The sequence below is a fragment of the Modestobacter lacusdianchii genome (genome assembly GCF_054177765.1).
In genome coordinates, this window is record NZ_JBJJTJ010000001.1 from 265,127 (window position 1) to 282,815 (window position 17,689).

Sequence of the window (17,689 nt, forward strand, 5' to 3'; positions counted from 1 at the left end):
TGGTGCGGGAGGACGGTCGTGGATCAGGTGACCCGTTGTCCGGGGGTCAGGCGACGACGAAGTTGACCAGCCGGCCCGGCACCGCGATCACCCGGCGCACGGTCTTGCCCTCCAGCTGCGCGGCGACCTTCTCGTCGGCCCGCGCCGCCGCCTCCAGCGCAGCGGCGTCCGCGTCGGCCGGCACCGCGACCTGCGCCCGGACCTTGCCGTTGACCTGCACGGCGACCTCCACCGTCTCGTCGACCAGCCACTGCGGGTCGGCGACCGGGAACGACGCCCAGGCCACCGAGCCGGTGTGCCCCAGCCGGGACCACAGCTCCTCGGCCAGGTGCGGGGCCAGCGGTGCGGCCAGCAGCACCAGCGACTCGGCGACCGAGCGGGGCACCGGCGTCCCCGGCGGGCAGGCCGAGGTCAGGTGGTTGGTCAGCTCGGTGATCCGAGCGATGGCGATGTTGAACCGCAGCGTGGTCATGCCGTCGCGCACGGCCTCGATCGCCCGGTGCAGCGCGCGCGAGGTCTCGTCGTCGGGCTCGACGTCGGCGGCGCGCACCTCGCCGGTCTCCTCGTCGACCACGACCCGCCACACCCGCTGCAGCAGCCGCTGCGAGCCCACCACGGCCTTGGTCTCCCAGGGCCGGGACTGGTCCAGCGGCCCGGTGGACATCTCGTAGACCCGGAACGTGTCGGCCCCGTACTGCCCGATCATCTCGTCGGGGGTGACCATGTTCTTCAGGCTCTTGCCGATCTTCCCGTACTCACGGTTGACCGGCTCCCCCTCGTAGAAGAACTGGCCGTCCTTCTCCACCACCTCGGCGGCGGGCACGTAGAAGCCGCGGGCGTCGGTGTAGGCGAAGGCGGAGATGTAGCCCTGGTTGACCAGCCGGCGGAAGGGCTCCTCGCTGGACACGTGCCCCAGGTCGAACAGCACCTTGTGCCAGAACCGGGCGTACAGCAGGTGCAGCACCGCGTGCTCCACACCGCCGACGTACAGGTCGACCCCACCGACGTCGCCCGGCTCGCGCGGGCCCATCCAGTAGGCCTCCAGCTCCGGGTCGACGAACCGCTCGTCGTCGCCGGGGTCGAGGTAGCGCAGGTAGTACCAGCACGAACCGGCCCAGTTGGGCATCGTGTTGGTCTCGCGGCGGTACTCCCGCGGCCCGTCGCCCAGGTCGAGGGTGACCGTCGTCCACTCGGTCGCGCGGGACAGCGGCGGCTCGGGCTTGGAGTCGGCGTCGTCGTCGGCGAAGGTCTTGGGCGAGTAGTCGTCGACGTCGGGCAGCAGCACCGGCAGCATCGACTCCGGGACGGCGACCGGCAGGCCGGCGTCCTCGCCGTCGACGGCGTAGACGACCGGGAACGGCTCGCCCCAGTACCGCTGCCGGCTGAACAGCCAGTCGCGCAGCTTGTAGGTCGTCGTCGCCTCGCCGGCGCCGGTGGCGACCAGCCACTCGGTCACCCTCGCGATCGCCGCGGCCTTGTCCAGCCCGTCCAGGGACAGCTGCTCGTTCGAGCTGTTGATCATCGGGCCGGTGCCGGTGTAGGCGCCGCCGTCGAAGTCGGCCGGCGGCTGCACGGTGCGGACGACGGGCAACCCGAACTCCTGCGCGAAGTCCCAGTCGCGGGCGTCCTCGCCGGGCACCGCCATGATCGCGCCGGTGCCGTAGCCGGTCAGCACGTAGTCGGCGATGAACACCGGCAGGTCGGTGCCGGTCAGCGGGTTGCGCGCGCTCACGCCCAGCCAGACGCCGGTCTTCTCCCGGCCCTCGGCCTGCCGGTCCAGCTCCGAGCGGCGGGAGGCCTGCCGCTGGTAGGCGGCGACCGCCTCGGCCGGGGTGGCCGCGTCGGCGGTCCAGCGCGGGTCGGTGCCCTCGGGCCACGCGCCGGCGGTCAGCGCGCCGACCAGCGGGTGCTCGGGGGCCAGCACCAGGTAGGTGGCGCCGAACAGGGTGTCCGGGCGGGTGGTGAAGACCTCGACGGTCTCATCGACGCCCGATCCCCTGGTTTCGCCCCCGCCCACCCGGAACCGGATCCGGGCACCGGTCGAACGGCCGATCCAGTTGCGCTGCATCTGCTTCAGCGAGTCCGACCAGTCCAGCCGGTCCAGGTCGGTCAGCAGCCGCTCGGCGTAGGAGGTGATCCGCATCATCCACTGGGTCAGCGGACGCCGGAAGACCGGGAAGTTGCCGCGCTCGGAGCGACCGTCGGCGGTGACCTCCTCGTTGGACAGCACGGTGCCCAGGCCCGGGCACCAGTTGACCGGGGCCTCGTGCAGGTAGGCCAGCCGGTGCGCGTCGACGACCCGGCGGCGCTCGGTGGCGGACAGCTGCGCCCAGGTGCGCCCCTCGGGCAGCGTGCCCTCGGCGGGCTGCCGGGTGCCGGCGTCCAGCTCAGTGACCAGTTCGGCGATCGGCCGCGCCTTGCCGCGCCCACCGTCGGCGGACTCGTCGAACCAGGCCTCGAAGATCTGCCGGAAGATCCACTGGGTCCACCGGTAGTAGCCCGGGTCGATCGTGGCGAAGGTGCGACGGGTGTCGTGGTCGACGCCCAGCCGGCGCAGCTGGGCGCTGATCGCGGCGATGTTGGCCTCGGTCGTGACCCGCGGGTGCTGCCCGGTCTGCACCGCGAACTGCTCGGCGGGCAGGCCGAACGCGTCGTAGCCCATGGGGTGCAGCACGTTGTGGCCGTCCATCCGCAGGAAGCGGCTGGTGACGTCGGTGCCCAGGTAGCCCAGCGGGTGCCCGACGTGCAGGCCCGCACCCGAGGGGTACGGGAACATGTCCATCAGGAAGGCCTTGGGCCGGTCGGCCACCCGGTCGAAGCCCTCGCTCAGCCGGCCGGTCGGGTTGGGCGTGTGGAAGGTGCCCTCGGCCTCCCAGCGGTCCTGCCAGGCGAGCTCGATCTGCTGCGCCAGCGCCGGTGTGTAGCGGTGCGGCGGCACCCCGTCGGCGGGGGGCTCGGTGTGCTGGCTGGCCGTCTGGCTCATGGTCGGTGCTCCCGGGTACGAGGGGCGGACATGAAAAGACCCCTCACACAGGAGGGGTCGCCGTGCTGCTCTGCGTCAGGTCAGATCAGCACGGCTGGGGAAGCAGGAGTCCGCCGGTCACGGGGCCGATCCTAGCGCGTGGCCACGGCCCCCAGCTCGACTCCGGGGCCGGTCAGCCCGTAGCCTGCAGTGGCTCGGCCACAACCGGGCACGGAACTCCGGCCTGGGGCGCCCCGGGCCGGACGAGCGGGGCCCGCTCGCCCCGGGTCGTCGAGGTCCACCGGACTCCGCAGCGCCGCTCGGCAGGCGGCAGCGCGACCGGGGGCCCGACCCGGTGCCGGCCGGGTGCGTCGACGCACCGACCAGAGCGGCTGCGCACCCAGCGCACGCCCCCTGGGGCACGGACAGCGGCGGTCACACACAGCGGTCGAGCCGAGAGCACGGAGGAGGAGTGAGCATGAGACAGCGCCCAGCACGCCCCCAGGCCCTGGGGTGCGCCCCGCGCCGGACGGCTCAGGTCACCTCCGTGCCGGGCCGACGCCGGTGAGGGTCGTCTTCAACAGCTTCGGCGGCCGGTACTCCGACAACCCGCGGGCCATCTACGAGGCGCTCGTCGCCCGCGGCACCGAGATGGACGCCGTGTGGCTGGCCCGCCCGGAGCTGCGCGGCGACTTCCCGGCCGACGCGCACCTCGAGGAGCACTGGGGCCCCGGCGCGCGTGCGGCACTGGAGTCCGCCGACGTGATCGTCTCCAACGACGGCCTGTCCCGGGAGTGGGACAAGCAGCCGACCACGACCTACCTGCAGACCTGGCACGGCACTCCGCTCAAGCGCCTGCACCGGGACGCGGTCTGGGCGCCGGAGGGCCGGCTGGAGATGATCATGCGGGACATCGCCCGGTGGGACCACCTGCTCTCCCCCAACGCGGCCAGCACCCCGCACCTGCGCAGTGCGTTCGGGTTCACCGGCCCGGTGCACGAGACCGGGTACCCGCGCAACGACGTGCTCAGCGCCCCGGACCGGGACGAGCGCCGTGCCCGGGTGCGTGCGGCCCTGGGCATCGCCGAGCACGTGCGGGCGGTGCTCTACGCACCGACCTGGCGGGACGACCTGGTGCTCTCCGACGACGGCCCGTCGTACGACCTCCCGGTCGACCTCGGTGACCTCGCGCGGGACCTGGGGCCCGACCACGTGCTGCTCGTCCGGCTGCACGCGATGGTGTCCGACCGGCTGGTGGTGCAGGGCTCGCCGCCGCTGCTCGACGTCTCCCGGTACCCGGACGTCAGCGAGCTGTACCTGGCGGCCGACGTCCTGGTCACCGACTACTCCTCGACGATGTTCGACTTCGCCGTCACCGGGAAGCCGATCGTCCACTTCACCTACGACCTCGAGCACTACCGGGACGACCTGCGCGGCTTCTACTTCGACCTGGCCGAGATCGCGCCGGGGCCGCTGTGGACCACCAGCGAGGAGGTCGTCGCCGCGATCGCCGAGCTGGGCCGGCAGCCGTGGCAGCCCTCGGAGCGGTACAACCGTTTCCGGGAGAGGTTCTGCTCGCTGGAGGACGGCGCCGCCACCGAGCGGGTCCTGCAGTTGTTCTTCTCCCCGGCCGGCGGCCCCGCCCGGCCGGCCACCACCCCCGTGCCCACGAACGACTGACCGAGGAGATGAGCATGCGCACTGCTGACCCGATCCTGACCGGGGGCCGCGATGAGCGGTCTCGTCCCCTGGTCGCCGTCCGTCCCGCCGAGCCCGGCAGCGCCGGCCCGCAGGTGGTGGTGCTCGCCGCGGGCATGGGCACCCGGCTCGGCCGGAAGCTGCCCAAGCCGCTCACCCCGCTGATGGACGGCCGCAGCATCATGCAGCAGCAGCTGGACGGCGTCCGCGCCGTCTTCGGCGACGCGACGCCGGTCACCGCGGTCGTGGGCTACCGGGCCAAGGCCGTCATGCGGGCGCAGCCGGACCTGCTGTTCGCCTTCAACCCCGACTTCGCCGTCACCAACACCTCGCAGAGCCTCCTGCGCGCGCTGCGGACCTCGCACCCCGGCGGTGTGCTGTGGCTGAACGGGGACGTCGTGTTCGATCCGGCGGTGCTCGACCACGCCGCCCCGCTGGTGCACGCCGACCAGAGCTTCGTCTGCGTCGACACCTCCACGGTGGCCGACGAGGAGGTCAAGTACACCCTCGGCGAGGACGGGTACATCGCCGAGCTGTCCAAGACCGTGATCGGTGGGCTGGGGGAGGCGGTCGGCATCAACTACGTCTCCGGGGCGGACAAGGCCGCGCTGATCGAGCACCTGGCCGCCTGCGAGCCCAGCGACTACTTCGAGCGGGGCATGGAGCTGGCCGTCCAGCACGCCGGGGTGCAGTTCCGGCCGCTGGACATCTCCCGCTTCTCCGCCGTCGAGGTCGACTTCGACGACGACCTGCAGCGGGCCAACACCTGGCTGGGGTCGCGGGCGGCCCTGGAGCCGCTGGCCTCCGAGCTGGGCTGACCCCGCGACGCCCCGTCCGCCACCCGGCGGGCGGGGCGTCGCGCCGGTCACCCCAGCTGCGGGGCGACCTCGGCCGCGACCAGGTCCAGGTGGTCCAGGTCGGCGAGGTCGAGCACCTGCAGGTAGACCCGGCTCGCGCCGGCCTCGGCGTAGCGGCCGAGGGTGTCGACGGCCTCGGCCGGGGTGCCGGCCACGCCGTGCGCCCGCAGCTCGTCGACGTCCCGGCCGATGGCGGCGGCGCGACGGGCCAGCTCGGCGTCGTCCCGGCCGACGCACAGCACGAGCGCAGAGCTGTGGACCAGCTCGGCCGGGTCGCGGCCGACCTCGGTGCAGGCGTCCCGGACGCCGGCGAACAGCCGGGCGTTCTCCTCGGCCGAGGCGAACGGCACGTTGAACTCGGCGGCGTAGCGGGCGGCCAGCCGCGGCGTGCGCTTCTTGCCGTTGCCCCCGACCAGGATCGGGATGCCGCCGGGCTGCACCGGCTTGGGCAGCGCCGGGGAGCCGCTGAGCTGGTAGTGGTCACCGGCGAAGTCGAAGGTCTCCCCCACCGGCGTGCCCCACAGCCCGCTGATCACCGCGAGCTGCTCCTCGTAGCGGTCGAACCGCTCCCCCAGCTCCGGGAACGGGATGCCGTACGCGCTGTGCTCCTCGGCGAACCAGCCCGAGCCGATGCCCAGCTCCACCCGGCCGCCGCTCATCTGGTCGACCTGGGCCACCGAGATGGCCAGCGGCCCGGGCAGCCGGAAGGTCGCCGCCGTCATCAGCGTGCCCAGCCGGATGCGGCTGGTCTCCCGGGCCAGCCCGGCCAGGGTCACCCAGGCGTCGGTCGGGCCGGGCAGCCCGTCCCCGCCCATGGTCAGGTAGTGGTCGGACCGGAAGAAGGCGTCGAAGCCGGTCTCCTCGGTGCGCCGGGCCACCGCGAGCAGGTCGTCGTAGGTGGCGCCCATCTGGGGTTCGGTGAAGATCCGTAGCTGCACAGGGGCAACCTAGCCAGCCGCGCGGCGCGGTGCCCGGCCCGCGCCACGCCCCGGCGGCGCGGACCTCGGGGTGTGCCCACGGGCGAAGGCGGGCAGGATGATCGCGACGCGATCAACTCGGAGGTGCTGGAGTGTTCGGCAAGAAGAGCTCGACAGAGGTCATCGGGACCGAGTTGCAGGAGGGGTTCGCCCACATCGGCGCCGCGGTCACCGAGGCCCGTCGGGCGACCGCGGAGCAGCTCGCACCCCAGGTGGCCGCGGCCACCAAGGCCGCGCAGACGGCCTACGCCGCCGACGTCGCCCCGCGGGTGGAGGCAGCGGTCGCCGCCCTGGCCCCGCAGCTCGACGCCGCCCGTGAGGTGCTGGTCCCCCGGCTCGAGGCCGCGCAGAAGACGCTCGCCCCCCGGCTGGAGGCCGCACAGAAGGCCTACGAGGCCGACGTCGTGCCGCGGCTGGAGGCTGCGACCAAGGTCGCCCGGGCGAACCTGGAGACGGCGGTCGCAGCCGCGACGCCGCGGATCGAGGCCGCCCGGGAGGCGAGCGGCCCGGCGCTGGAGGCCGCCGCCAAGACGGCCCGGGCGAACCTGGAGTCGGCCATCGCGGCCGCCACCCCGCGGATCGAGGCCGCCCGCGACGCCGCCGGCCCGAGGCTCAGCGCGGCGACGTCCGCGGCCGCCGCGTACGCCGCACCGCGGGTGATCGCCGCACGCGACGCCGCCGGTCCGGCACTCGACACCGCCCGGGCGAACCTGGTCGCCCAGGCCGAGGCCGCCCGCGCGCTGCTCGAGGCGCGCACCGCCGAGCTGGCCACCACGGCCACCACCGTGGGCGCGGCCACCGCGAAGCAGGGCGAGAAGGTGCGCCAGGACGCCGTGGCGGCCGCCGAGGCCGCCCGTGACCAGGCGGCCGCCCGGGTGGTCGCGCTGCGGGCCGTCGCCGACGCCAACCGGGCCGCCGCCAGCAAGAAGGCGGCGAAGCTCGGCAAGAAGGCCGACAAGCTCGGCAAGAAGGCGGCCAAGCGGCGGGCCGAGCTGGAGAAGGCGGCCGCCCGGGCCCGCAAGGAGGCCGGCAAGCGCACCGCCACCACCGTCACCTCGGTGAAGCGCAGCGTGGGCATCGAGGAGCAGCCCCGCCGCTGGCCGTGGGTCGTCGCCGCCCTGGCCGTGCTGGCCGCGGGTGTGGCGATCCTCATCCGCCGCAACGCCCCCGAGGACCAGTGGACCCCGGCGCCGACCGGCGACGGCCCCGTGCCCAGCTATCGAGAGGACCCCGTGTCCAGTTCCCCGAGCACTCCCGCAGGCGGTAGCGAGTCACCGCAGGCCCAGGGCAAGACCGTCTCCACCGCTGAGACGGCTCCCTCCGACTCCAGCCCGACCGACACCGACATCGGCGCACTGGAGGCCCAGCCGGCCTCCGGGCCCGGTGAGCCGAGCAACCAGTCGGCGCCGGAGCCGTCGTCGAGCACCCGAAACGACCCCGACACCCCGGTGGCCTCGGCCGGTCCGACCGGTGACGACGAGGGGCCGGCGGGCGAGCCCGGCAACACCCGCGGCTGATCCACGCCGCACCACCCGGAGGGGGTCCAGCCATCGGCTGGGCCCCCTCCGGCGTCTCCGGGCGCGGACGGGAGGCGGGAGTACCGTGCTGGACATGAGCCTGGGCATGGAGGAGGCGTCACCGGCAACCCCGGACACGTCGTCCCGGATCGAACCGGCCGGCCGCAAGCTGCTGCGCCTGGAGGTCCGCAACAGCCAGACGCCGATCGAGCGCAAGCCCGAGTGGATCAAGACCAAGCTGAAGACCGGGCCGGAGTACACCGAGCTCAAGTCGCTGGTCCGCCGCGAGGGTCTGCACACGGTGTGCGAGGAGGCGGGCTGCCCCAACATCTACGAGTGCTGGGAGGACCGCGAGGCGACCTTCCTCATCGGCGGTGACCAGTGCACGCGACGCTGCGACTTCTGTCAGATCGACACCGGCAAGCCCGCGGACTTCGACGCCGACGAGCCCCGCCGGGTCGCCGAGAGCGTCGCGACGATGGGCCTGAAGTACGCCACGGTCACCGGGGTGGCCCGTGACGACCTGCCCGACGGCGGCGCCTGGCTGTACGCCGAGACGGTGCGGCAGATCCACGGCGCGCTGCCCGGCTGCGGTGTCGAGCTGCTCATCCCCGACTTCAACGCCGAGCCCGACCAGCTGGCCGAGGTCTTCTCCTCCCGCCCGGAGGTGCTGGCGCACAACGTCGAGACGGTGCCGCGCATCTTCAAGCGGATCCGCCCCGGCTTCCGGTTCGAGCGCTCCCTGTCGGTCATCACCGCCGCCCGCGAGGCCGGCCTGGTCACCAAGTCCAACCTGATCCTGGGCATGGGCGAGGAGCCGGAGGAGGTCGTGGAGACGATGCAGGCGCTGCACGACGCCGGGTGCGACCTGCTGACGATCACCCAGTACCTGCGGCCCAGCGTCCGGCACCACCCGGTGGTCCGGTGGGTCAAGCCCGAGGAGTTCGTCGGCTTCAACGCCGAGGCGGAGCGGATCGGCTTCGCCGGTGTCCTCTCCGGTCCGTTGGTGCGCAGCTCCTACCGCGCCGGGCGGCTCTACCAGCAGGCCGCCGAGGCCCGCGGACTGGCCGTCACCACCCGCTGAGCACACCGCCCCGCGCGGTCGCGGCGCGCATCGCGCGGGGCGGGCACAGCAGGGTCTTACTCTTGGGGCATGGCACGCAGCAGGTCCACCGACTCCTCCGCCCCCTCCGGCGCCGCCGGGCGCGGCCCGGCAGGCGGCGCGCCCGGACGCGGCACGGGCGCCACCGCGGTGGGCGCCGCGGGCAAGGCCGCCAAGCCGGGCACGGCCCCGAAGCCGGGCAAGGCGCCCAAGCTCGGCAAGGACGGGAAGCCGAAGACGTCGCGGCTGACCAAGCTCAAGGGCCAGGCCCGCATGATGCGCCAGGCCTACTCGATGACGTACAAGAACGACCCGAAGCTGCCGTGGTTCATGCTCATCGCCTTCGTGGTGGTGTTCGCGGTGATCGAGCTGGTCGGCGTGCTGCTCAGCTCCCCCTTCCTCTTCCTGCCCATCGCCGTCCTGCTCGGCCTGCTGGCGGCCCTGATCGTCTTCGGCCGCCGCGCCCAGGGGTCGGCCTACCGGCAGGTCGAGGGCCAGCCGGGTGCAGCGTCGTGGGTGCTGGACGGGATGCGCGGTGACTGGCGGGTCAGCTCCGGCGTCGCCGGCAACCGCGAGCTCGACGCCGTCCACCGGGTGCTCGGCCGGCCCGGGATCGTGCTGGTCGGCGAGGGCAACCCCGGCCGGGTCCGCGGCCTGATCGCGGCGGAGAAGCGGCGGATCGCCAAGGTCGTCGGCGACACCCCGATCTACGACGTGACGGTCGGCGACGGCGAGGGCCAGGTCCCGCTGAAGAAGCTGAGCTCGCACGTCATGAAGCTGCCCCGCAACCTCTCCGGCGCGGAGGTCAACGCCCTCGGCAAGCGGATGGCCGCCCTCGGTGGCGCCCGGATGCCCGTGCCCGGCGGGCCGCTGCCCGGTGGCCGGCAGATGTCGGTGAGCCAGCGCCAGGTCCGCCGCCGCTGAGCCACCCCGTACCGCAGAACGCCCCCGAGCCGACCGGCTCGGGGGCGTTCTGCGGTACTGCGGCCACTGGCTGCCGGCCTCAGCGCTCGCGGATCACCGCGGTGTCGGTGAGCCGGTCGTGCAGGCCGCGCCCGTCGGAGTCCACGACCAGGGCCGGCAGCAGCAGCATCAGCAGTGCCGTGCGGACGACGGCCCGCCACAGCGCCAGTCGCCGGCCCGGCTGCGGGTGGGCCAGCCGCAACCCCAGCAGGCGCATGCCCGGGGTCTGCCCGGTCAGCACCAGGAAGACCACGGTGACCAGGCCGAAGGACAGCAGGCTCCAGTTGCGCGGCAGCTCGGGGGCGGTCACCAGCCCGGCGATGAGGGCGGCGGCGAAGGCGTCGAGGACGAAGGCGACGCTGCGCTGCCCGAACGAGGCGAGCGATCCGGGTCCGTCCGCGGGCAGCCCCAGTGCGGCGCCACGGGTGCGTTGCTGAGAGGGTGGGGCGTCGTCCGCGGCCATCCCGTCAGCGTAGGACCTCCCCGGCGCCGTCCCGGCCGGGACCGTTCGGCGGGGCGACCGGCCGCGGCGACCGTCTCCCGGCGACACGCCGGAGACGGTGTTACCGGCAGGAAACACGAGGGACACCGGAGAGCAACTCCCCGCTCGTAGCTTGCCGTTGAGCTGGCCGTCCACTCCCGGAGGATCGATGTTCAACAGTCCCGAAGAGGTCACCGCCTACATCCGCGACAACGACGTGAAGTTCGTCGACGTCCGGTTCTGCGACCTCCCCGGCGTCATGCAGCACTTCACCATCCCTGCGGAGACGTTCGGGCCGGACACCTTCGCCGACGGCCTGGGCTTCGACGGCTCGTCGATCCGCGGCTTCCAGGCGATCAACGAGTCCGACATGCTGCTGCTGCCCGACGCGAGCAGCGCCTACGTCGACCCGTTCCGCATCCACAAGACGCTGAACATCAACTTCTTCATCCACGACCCGATCACGCGCGAGGCCTACAGCCGCGACCCGCGCAACGTGGCGAAGAAGGCCGAGGCCTACCTGGCCAGCTCCGGCATCGCCGACACCGCGTACTTCGGCCCCGAGGCCGAGTTCTACGTGTTCGACTCGGTGCGCCACAACACCTCGATCAACGAGGGCTACTACCACATCGACGCGGTCGAGGGCTCCTGGAACAGCGGGGCGCTGACCGGCGAGAACGGTGGCCCCAACCTGGGCTACAAGACCCGGCCCAAGGGCGGGTACTTCCCGGTCGAGCCCTACGACCACCAGAGCGACCTGCGCGCCACGATGATGGTCAACCTGGCCAACGCTGGGCTGGAGCTCGAGCGCGGTCACCACGAGGTGGGCACCGGCGGTCAGGCCGAGATCAACTACAAGTTCGACACGCTGCTGCGCTCGGCCGACAGCCTGATGCTGTTCAAGTACGTCGTGAAGAACACCGCCTGGGCGCACGGCAAGACCGCCACCTTCATGCCCAAGCCGCTGTTCGGTGACAACGGCTCCGGCATGCACTGCCACCAGAGCCTCTGGAAGGACGGCCAGCCGCTCTTCCACGCCGAGACCGGCTACGCGGGCCTGTCCGACACCGCCCGGCACTACATCGGTGGCCTGCTCGCCCACGCCCCGTCGCTGCTGGCGTTCACCAACCCGACGGTGAACAGCTACCACCGCCTGGTGCCCGGCTACGAGGCGCCGATCAACCTGGTCTACTCCGCCCGCAACCGCTCGGCCTGCTGCCGGATCCCGATCTCCGGTGACAGCCCGAAGGCCAAGCGCATCGAGTTCCGGGTGCCCGACCCGTCGGCCAACCCCTACCTCGCCTTCTCGGCGATGATGATGGCCGGCCTCGACGGCATCAAGAACAAGATCGAGCCGCCGGCCCCGGTCGACAAGGACCTCTACGAGCTGCCGCCCGAGGAGGCCCTGGGCATCGAGAAGGTGCCGGCGTCGCTGGACGCGGTGCTCGACCGGCTCGAAATCGACCACGACTACCTGCTCGACGGTGGCGTGTTCACCTCCGACCTGATCGAGACCTGGATCGAGTACAAGCGGGAGAACGAGATCGACCCGATCCGCCTCCGCCCGCACCCGCACGAGTTCGCGATGTACTACGACATCTGATCCACCGGCTCCTCGACAGCGGCCCCCGACCTCACCGAGGTCGGGGGCCGCTGTACGTCCGGGTCAGCAGCAGCGGCTGACCGGCGTGCGCTCCAGCGCGTCGGACCGGCGGCGCTCGAACTCCCGCCGGCTCAACGGCTCGTGCCCGTGGGCGGCACACTCGCGCAGGTGCTCGTCCCAGCGGGCCTCCCCGCTGAACTCGCGCAGGTACCACCGCACCCCGCGCGCGGCCCGGACGACGGCCTCCCGGACCGCCGTCACCGCCAGGTCCCCTCTCCTGCACCGGCCATCGCCCGGTGCTCGGCCATGGCCCGCTTCTCCGCCGCGGTGGCGAACAGGTCGGCCGGCTCGACCAGCTGGGACGGCGTGGCGGGCTCCTCCGTGGTCGGCAGCCCCCCGGCCCGCAGGGCCCGGACGACGACCACCGCGGCGTTGGCGGCGACCACGAGCACCAGCACCGCGAAGAAGGCCTGCAGCACACCGTTGAGGGTGGAGTTGAAGACGACCTGGTCCATCTGCCCCTGGTCCTGCGCGGGCGCGAGCAGCTCGCCGGCGTCCCGGGCGTCGCGGTACCGCTGCGCCTGGGCGAAGTAGCCGATCGCCGGGACGTCGGAGAAGACCTTCTGCCAGCTCGCCGTCATGGTGACCACGAGGTCCCAGACCAGCGGCACGCCGGTGACCCAGGCGTAGCGCGCCTTGCCGTGCTTGATCAGCAGCACGGTCACCAGCGTCAGGGCGATCGCCGCGAGGAGCTGGTTGGCGATGCCGAACAGCGGGAACAGCTGGTTGACCCCGCCCAGCGGGTCGGTGACGCCGATGTAGAGCACCGAGCCCCACAGGCCGACGACGACGGCGCTGGCGATCAGGTTGCCCGGCCGCCAGGACAGGTCGCCGAAGCGCTTCCAGACGTTGCCGATCGAGTCCTGCAGCATGAACCGGCCCACCCGGGTGCCGGCGTCGACGGCGGTGAGGATGAACAGCGCCTCGAACATGATCGCGAAGTGGTACCAGAACGCCTGGAGCCCGCCACCGAAGGCGTCGCTGAAGATCTGCGAGATGCCGACGGCCAGCGTCGGGGCGCCGCCGGTGCGCGAGACCAGCGTGGGCTCCTGCACGGCGGCGGACGCCGCGGCGAGGTCCTGCGCGGTGGTGTCGAACCCGAAGCCGTTGACGAAGGCCGCGGCCGACTCGACCGTGCCCCCGGTGGCCCCGGCGGGGCTGTTCATCGCGAAGTACAGGCCCTGGTCGATGACGCAGGCGGCGATGAGCGCGCTGATCGCGACGAAGGACTCCATCAGCATGCCGCCGTAGCCGATCAGCCGGACCTGGCTCTCCTTGGCCACCATCTTCGGCGTCGTGCCCGAGGAGATCAGCGCGTGGAAGCCCGACAGCGCGCCGCAGGCGATGGTGATGAACACGAACGGGAACAGCGACCCGGCGAACACCGGGCCGGTGCCCTCCCGGGCGAAGTCGGTGACCGCGTCGGCCTGCAGCACCGGGCGGGCGATGAGCAGGCTCACCGCCAGCAGGGCGATGACGCCGATCTTCATGAAGGTCGACAGGTAGTCGCGCGGGGTGAGCAGCAGCCAGACCGGCAGCACCGAGGCGACGAACCCGTAGACGACCAGCGCCAGGACCAGCCACTCCTTGGACAGCGTCAGGGCGTCGGCCAGCCCGCTCTCCTGCACCCAGCCGCCGCCGACGATCGCCAGCAGCAGCAGGACGACGCCGATGCCGGTGGCCTCCAGCACCCTGCCCGGCCGCAGCGTGCGCAGGTAGACGCCCATGAACAGCGCGATCGGGACGGTGAGTGCGATGGAGAAGACGCCCCACGGGGACTCGGCCAGTGCGTTGACCACGATCAGCGCCAGCACCGCGAGGATGATGATCATGATGGCGAAGACGGCGATCAGCGCGGCGATGCCGCCGACGAGGCCGATCTCCTCGCGGACCATCTGGCCCAGGCTCTTCCCGTTGCGGCGCATCGAGAAGAACATGACCGTCAGGTCCTGGACGGCGCCGGCGAAGATGACGCCCACGACGATCCAGATGGTGCCCGGCAGGTAGCCCATCTGCGCGGCGAGCACCGGCCCGACCAGCGGGCCGGCGCCGGCGATGGCGGCGAAGTGGTGGCCGAACAGCACCCGCCGGTCGGTGACGTCGTAGTCGACGCCGTTCTGCAGCCGCTCGGCCGGGGTGGCCCGGCGGTCGTCGGTCCGCAGCACCCGGTAGGTGATGAAGCGGGCGTAGAACCGGTAGGCGATGGCGTAGGAGCACAGCGCGGCGAACAGGATCCACAGCGCGGACACCGCCTCGCCGCGGGCCAGCGCCAGCACCGTCCAGGCGACCGCGCCCACGGCGGCCACCGCCGTCCAGATGAGCACCGAGCGCAGCGACAGCCGGCGCCCGGTGCCCGGATCGCGGGGCCCGCCACCGCCGCTTGCGTCGTCCCTGGTGACCGTCGTGGACATGCGCGCCTCCGAGCACTGCGGCGTCCTCGTCGACGCCGTCGAGCAGGGAGCTTAGGACCACATCCGGAACGAACGGGACCGCGTCCCGCGGACAGCGTGACGCGTCGTCCCGGAGGCAGTGCCATCGGCCGCGGCGGGGCTGCCACTCTGCTGCGACTCCCCTCCCCCGCACCCGACCGCGGGTCGGTCCCGACCGCGCCGGGGACGGCCGCGCACCACCGGATCGCGCACCTCTCCCGTCCGGGTCAAGTCCGGGCGCCGCCTGCCGATGTAGGAGAGGACGTCACCCGTCGCACGGGTGACCGGGGACAGGACACCCGCCGGCGGAGCCGGTCAGGCGATGGAGGACATGGATGAGGCGGCGCGCGAGCTCCCCGGACAAGGTCGTGCTCACCACGGCGGAGATGCCCCGGGACGTGGAGGCGGTGGAGAAGGTCATCGCCGTCCTCGACCGCGGGGTCACCGACGCCCTGGACGCCCACCGCACGATCACCGCGACGCTGGTCGACGAGCTGGGCCTCAGCTACGGCGGCACGTGGCTGCCCGGCCCGGACGGCGCCTTCCACCTGGTCGCCGAGGCCGGCACGCTGACCTCCGCGCTGGCCGGCACCCAGGCGGCCCGGGTGCAGAGCGTCACCTCGGCCGACGGCTACGGCGGCCAGGCGATCCGCACCAAGGCCGCCGTCCTGGTGGACGAGAGCAGCGACCAGGGCTGCCTGCGCTGGGCCGGCGCGCTGGCCGCGGGCGCAACCCACGGCTGCGTGCTGCCCACGGTCGAGAACGGCACCGTCATCGCCCTCTACGAGTACTACGGCCTCGCCGAGATGCCCTTCGGCGGGAACCGGGCCGGCAAGTGGGACTCGCTGGGCCGGCTGCTCAGCCACGCCCGCCGCTCAGCGCTGGCCACCGCCCAGCTGAAGGAGACCCTCGACGACCGGGTCGCGGTCACCTCCGTGGTCACCGAGCTGGGGGCCGCCCGGGACCAGGAGCACGCGCTGCGGATCGCCCTGGACACCGTGCGGGAGGCCTTCGGCTGGGCCTACGGCTCGTTCTGGAAACTGGACGAGGAGGCCAACGTGTTGCGCTTCCAGCAGGAGTCCGGCTCGGCCGGTGAGGAGTTCCGCAAGGTCACCCTCGCCGCCTCCTTCGCCGAGGGGGTGGGCATCTCCGGCCGGGCCTGGAAGGCCCGGGACCTCTTCTTCGTCCGCGACCTGGGCGAGATGACCGACTGCGTGCGCCGGCCGGCCGCCCAGCGCGCCGGGGTCAAGTCCGGGGTCTGCTTCCCGCTCATGGTCGGCGGCCGGGTGATCGGCACGATGGACTTCTTCGTCACCGAGACCATCGACCTGTCCGACTCCCGCGCCGCCGCGCTGCGCAACGTCCAGCAGCTGGTCTCCCAGCGGCTGGACGTGCTGCGCCGCACCGAGGAGTCCGCCGACAACGCCCGCGAGCTGCTGGACACCGTCTCCCGGCTGCGCGAGGCCGCCGGCGACGCCGGCCGGGTCGCCGAGAGCGCGGTCAGCCAGGCCTCCACCATGACCGGTGAGGTCGAGGCCCTCGACGAGGCCTCGGCCGCGGTCGGGGAGGTCATCCGGATCATCTCCGGCATCGCCGACCAGACCAACCTGCTCGCGCTCAACGCCACCATCGAGGCCGCCCGCGCCGGCGAGCTGGGCAAGGGCTTCGCCGTCGTCGCCTCCGAGGTCAAGGACCTCGCCCGGGAGACCGCCGACGCCACCCAGAAGGTCTCCGACCAGATCGCCGGCATCCAGGCCAGCAGCAAGGCCGTCGCCGAGGGCATCCACACCACCAGCGAGATCATCGGCCAGCTCGACGCCGTCCAGGCCCGGATGGGCGAGGTGCTCGAGGAGCAGGCCCGGATGGCCTCGGCCTTCGACCGTCAGGTCTGACCTGCACGCCCCCGGAGCCCCGCACCTCACCGAGGTGCGGGGCTCCGCAGCATGTGGCGCGCGACCGATCCACCGCCGGAGGTTCCGACCGGCGACCGCCTGGGCATGATCGAGGCCATGCGCCTTCCCAAGCCACGGGGCCCCGTCAGCGCCGCGTTGTGCGCGGACCTCACCGCCGGGTCGACCCTCAGCTCCCGCACGCTCGCCGCCGCCGAGGGGCTGGCCACGTCGGCGACCGACCCGCTCACCGACGACGACCTGCAGCTCAGCCTGGCGATCTGCTACGAGCTGCACTACCGCGGGTTCGACGACGTGGACGACGCCTGGGAGTGGTCACCGGAGCTGCTGCGGGTGCGCGCCCTGCTGGAGCAGCGGCACCTCGCCGCGCTGCGGGAGCTCGTCACACCGGTCGAGGTCACCGACGAGCCGGTCGACCAGCAGCTGACCGCGGTCATCGACGCCGACGACGGCCCGTCGCTGTCCAGGTACCTCGCCAAGGAGGGCACCCTCGAGCAGTGGCGGGAGTACCTGACCCTGCGGTCGGTCTACCACCTCAAGGAGGGTGACCCGCACACCTGGGCGATCCCGCGCATCGGCGGGCGGGCCAAGGCGGCGATGGTGGAGATCCAGGCCGACGAGTACGGCGGCGGCGCGGTCGAGCGGATGCACAGCCAGCTGTTCGCCGGGATGATGGCCGACCTGGACCTGGACACCGGCTACGGCGCGCTCTGGGACGACGCCCCCGCGGTGGCCTTCACGTCGGTCAACACCATGTCGCTGTTCGGCCTGCACCGGGCGTTCCGCGGCGCGTGCCTGGGCCACCTGGCCGCGGTGGAGATGACGTCGTCCGAGCCCAGCCGCCGGTACTCCGCGGGGCTGCGCCGCCTCGGCTTCGCCGAGCACACCACCGTCTTCTACGACGAGCACGTCGAGGCCGACGCGGTGCACGAGCAGATCGCCTCGGTCGACATGTGCGGGTCACTGGTCGCCGAGAGCCCGTCGCTGGCCGCCGACGTCCTCTTCGGCGCGCAGTGCTCCCTGGCACTGGACGGGCTGACCGCGGAGCACCTGCTCGGCGCCTGGCGGGCCGGCCGCTCCGGGCTGCGCGAGCAGGACCCGGTCGCCGCCTAGCGACGACCGGGTCCTCC

General features: G+C 72.9%; 13 protein-coding genes. 8 read left to right on the top strand and 5 right to left on the bottom strand.

Annotation, left to right across the window (positions count from 1 at the left end; translation table 11 throughout):
- Positions 1-46 precede the first annotated feature (46 nt).
- The gene (gene leuS / locus ACJTNH_RS01270) at positions 47-2,983 is read right to left on the bottom strand and encodes a leucine--tRNA ligase (RefSeq protein ID WP_458172420.1); all 2,937 of its coding nucleotides are present in this window, start codon (positions 2,981-2,983) and stop codon (positions 47-49) included.
- Positions 2,984-3,526: 543 nt separating this feature from the next.
- Here leuS and ACJTNH_RS01275 point away from each other — a divergent pair.
- Complete coding sequence (locus tag ACJTNH_RS01275; RefSeq protein ID WP_458172422.1) at positions 3,527-4,642, top strand: CDP-glycerol glycerophosphotransferase family protein; 1,116 nt, start codon at positions 3,527-3,529, stop codon at positions 4,640-4,642.
- A gap of 14 nt (positions 4,643-4,656) precedes the next feature.
- Entirely contained in the window at positions 4,657-5,478 is an 822-nt protein-coding gene (locus ACJTNH_RS01280) for a phosphocholine cytidylyltransferase family protein (RefSeq protein ID WP_458172424.1), read from the top strand.
- A 47-nt stretch (positions 5,479-5,525) separates the two neighbouring features.
- On the opposite strand, the gene ACJTNH_RS01285 is transcribed toward ACJTNH_RS01280, so the two are convergent.
- Positions 5,526-6,455 carry an LLM class F420-dependent oxidoreductase gene (locus ACJTNH_RS01285; RefSeq protein ID WP_458172425.1) on the bottom strand — a complete coding sequence of 310 codons (930 nt, stop codon included), beginning with the start codon at positions 6,453-6,455 and terminating at the stop codon, positions 5,526-5,528.
- A 131-nt stretch (positions 6,456-6,586) separates the two neighbouring features.
- On the opposite strand from ACJTNH_RS01285, the gene ACJTNH_RS01290 reads away from it, so the two are divergent.
- The 3 genes from ACJTNH_RS01290 (at position 6,587) to ACJTNH_RS01300 (ending at position 10,037) form a co-directional block, all read left to right on the top strand.
- Entirely contained in the window at positions 6,587-8,011 is a 1,425-nt protein-coding gene (locus ACJTNH_RS01290; protein WP_458172427.1) for a hypothetical protein, read from the top strand.
- A 94-nt stretch (positions 8,012-8,105) separates the two neighbouring features.
- A complete protein-coding gene (gene lipA / locus ACJTNH_RS01295) occupies positions 8,106-9,095 on the top strand; it encodes a lipoyl synthase (protein WP_458172428.1) in 990 nt (329 codons plus the stop codon).
- 69 nt (positions 9,096-9,164) lie between these two features.
- Positions 9,165-10,037 carry a DUF4191 domain-containing protein gene (locus ACJTNH_RS01300; protein ID WP_458172429.1) on the top strand — a complete coding sequence of 291 codons (873 nt, stop codon included), beginning with the start codon at positions 9,165-9,167 and terminating at the stop codon, positions 10,035-10,037.
- A gap of 79 nt (positions 10,038-10,116) precedes the next feature.
- On the opposite strand, the gene ACJTNH_RS01305 is transcribed toward ACJTNH_RS01300, so the two are convergent.
- A complete protein-coding gene (locus ACJTNH_RS01305) occupies positions 10,117-10,539 on the bottom strand; it encodes an RDD family protein (protein WP_458172430.1) in 423 nt (140 codons plus the stop codon).
- A gap of 187 nt (positions 10,540-10,726) precedes the next feature.
- On the opposite strand from ACJTNH_RS01305, the gene glnA reads away from it, so the two are divergent.
- A complete protein-coding gene (gene glnA, locus ACJTNH_RS01310; RefSeq protein WP_458172431.1) occupies positions 10,727-12,160 on the top strand; it encodes a type I glutamate--ammonia ligase in 1,434 nt (477 codons plus the stop codon).
- Positions 12,161-12,223: 63 nt separating this feature from the next.
- On the opposite strand, the gene ACJTNH_RS01315 is transcribed toward glnA, so the two are convergent.
- Both ACJTNH_RS01315 and ACJTNH_RS01320 read right to left on the bottom strand, forming a co-directional pair.
- A complete protein-coding gene (locus ACJTNH_RS01315; protein ID WP_222193413.1) occupies positions 12,224-12,421 on the bottom strand; it encodes a CstA-like transporter-associated (seleno)protein in 198 nt (65 codons plus the stop codon).
- Positions 12,418-14,631 carry a carbon starvation CstA family protein gene (locus ACJTNH_RS01320; protein ID WP_458172434.1) on the bottom strand — a complete coding sequence of 738 codons (2,214 nt, stop codon included), beginning with the start codon at positions 14,629-14,631 and terminating at the stop codon, positions 12,418-12,420. Before ACJTNH_RS01320 ends, ACJTNH_RS01315 begins: the two co-directional genes overlap by 4 nt.
- Before the next feature lie 353 nt (positions 14,632-14,984).
- On the opposite strand from ACJTNH_RS01320, the gene ACJTNH_RS01325 reads away from it, so the two are divergent.
- Together ACJTNH_RS01325 and ACJTNH_RS01330 are read left to right on the top strand one after the other, a co-directional pair.
- The gene (locus ACJTNH_RS01325; RefSeq protein WP_458172435.1) at positions 14,985-16,541 is read left to right on the top strand and encodes a methyl-accepting chemotaxis protein; all 1,557 of its coding nucleotides are present in this window, start codon (positions 14,985-14,987) and stop codon (positions 16,539-16,541) included.
- Between the two features lie 117 nt (positions 16,542-16,658).
- The gene (locus tag ACJTNH_RS01330) at positions 16,659-17,672 is read left to right on the top strand and encodes an iron-containing redox enzyme family protein (protein WP_458172437.1); all 1,014 of its coding nucleotides are present in this window, start codon (positions 16,659-16,661) and stop codon (positions 17,670-17,672) included.
- Positions 17,673-17,689 lie beyond the last annotated feature (17 nt).

Excerpts from the sequence above, each read along its gene's own strand:
- leuS (WP_458172420.1), bottom strand. The coding sequence starts at position 2,983 with ATGAGCCAGACGGCCAGCCAGCACACCGAGCCCCCCGCCGACGGGGTG.
- ACJTNH_RS01280 (WP_458172424.1), top strand. The coding sequence starts at position 4,657 with ATGCGCACTGCTGACCCGATCCTGACCGGGGGCCGCGATGAGCGGTCT.
- lipA (WP_458172428.1), top strand. The coding sequence starts at position 8,106 with ATGAGCCTGGGCATGGAGGAGGCGTCACCGGCAACCCCGGACACGTCG.
- ACJTNH_RS01300 (WP_458172429.1), top strand. The coding sequence starts at position 9,165 with ATGGCACGCAGCAGGTCCACCGACTCCTCCGCCCCCTCCGGCGCCGCC.
- ACJTNH_RS01305 (WP_458172430.1), bottom strand. The coding sequence starts at position 10,539 with ATGGCCGCGGACGACGCCCCACCCTCTCAGCAACGCACCCGTGGCGCC.
- glnA (WP_458172431.1), top strand. The coding sequence starts at position 10,727 with ATGTTCAACAGTCCCGAAGAGGTCACCGCCTACATCCGCGACAACGAC.
- ACJTNH_RS01320 (WP_458172434.1), bottom strand. The coding sequence starts at position 14,631 with ATGTCCACGACGGTCACCAGGGACGACGCAAGCGGCGGTGGCGGGCCC.
- ACJTNH_RS01325 (WP_458172435.1), top strand. The coding sequence starts at position 14,985 with ATGAGGCGGCGCGCGAGCTCCCCGGACAAGGTCGTGCTCACCACGGCG.
- ACJTNH_RS01330 (WP_458172437.1), top strand. The coding sequence starts at position 16,659 with ATGCGCCTTCCCAAGCCACGGGGCCCCGTCAGCGCCGCGTTGTGCGCG.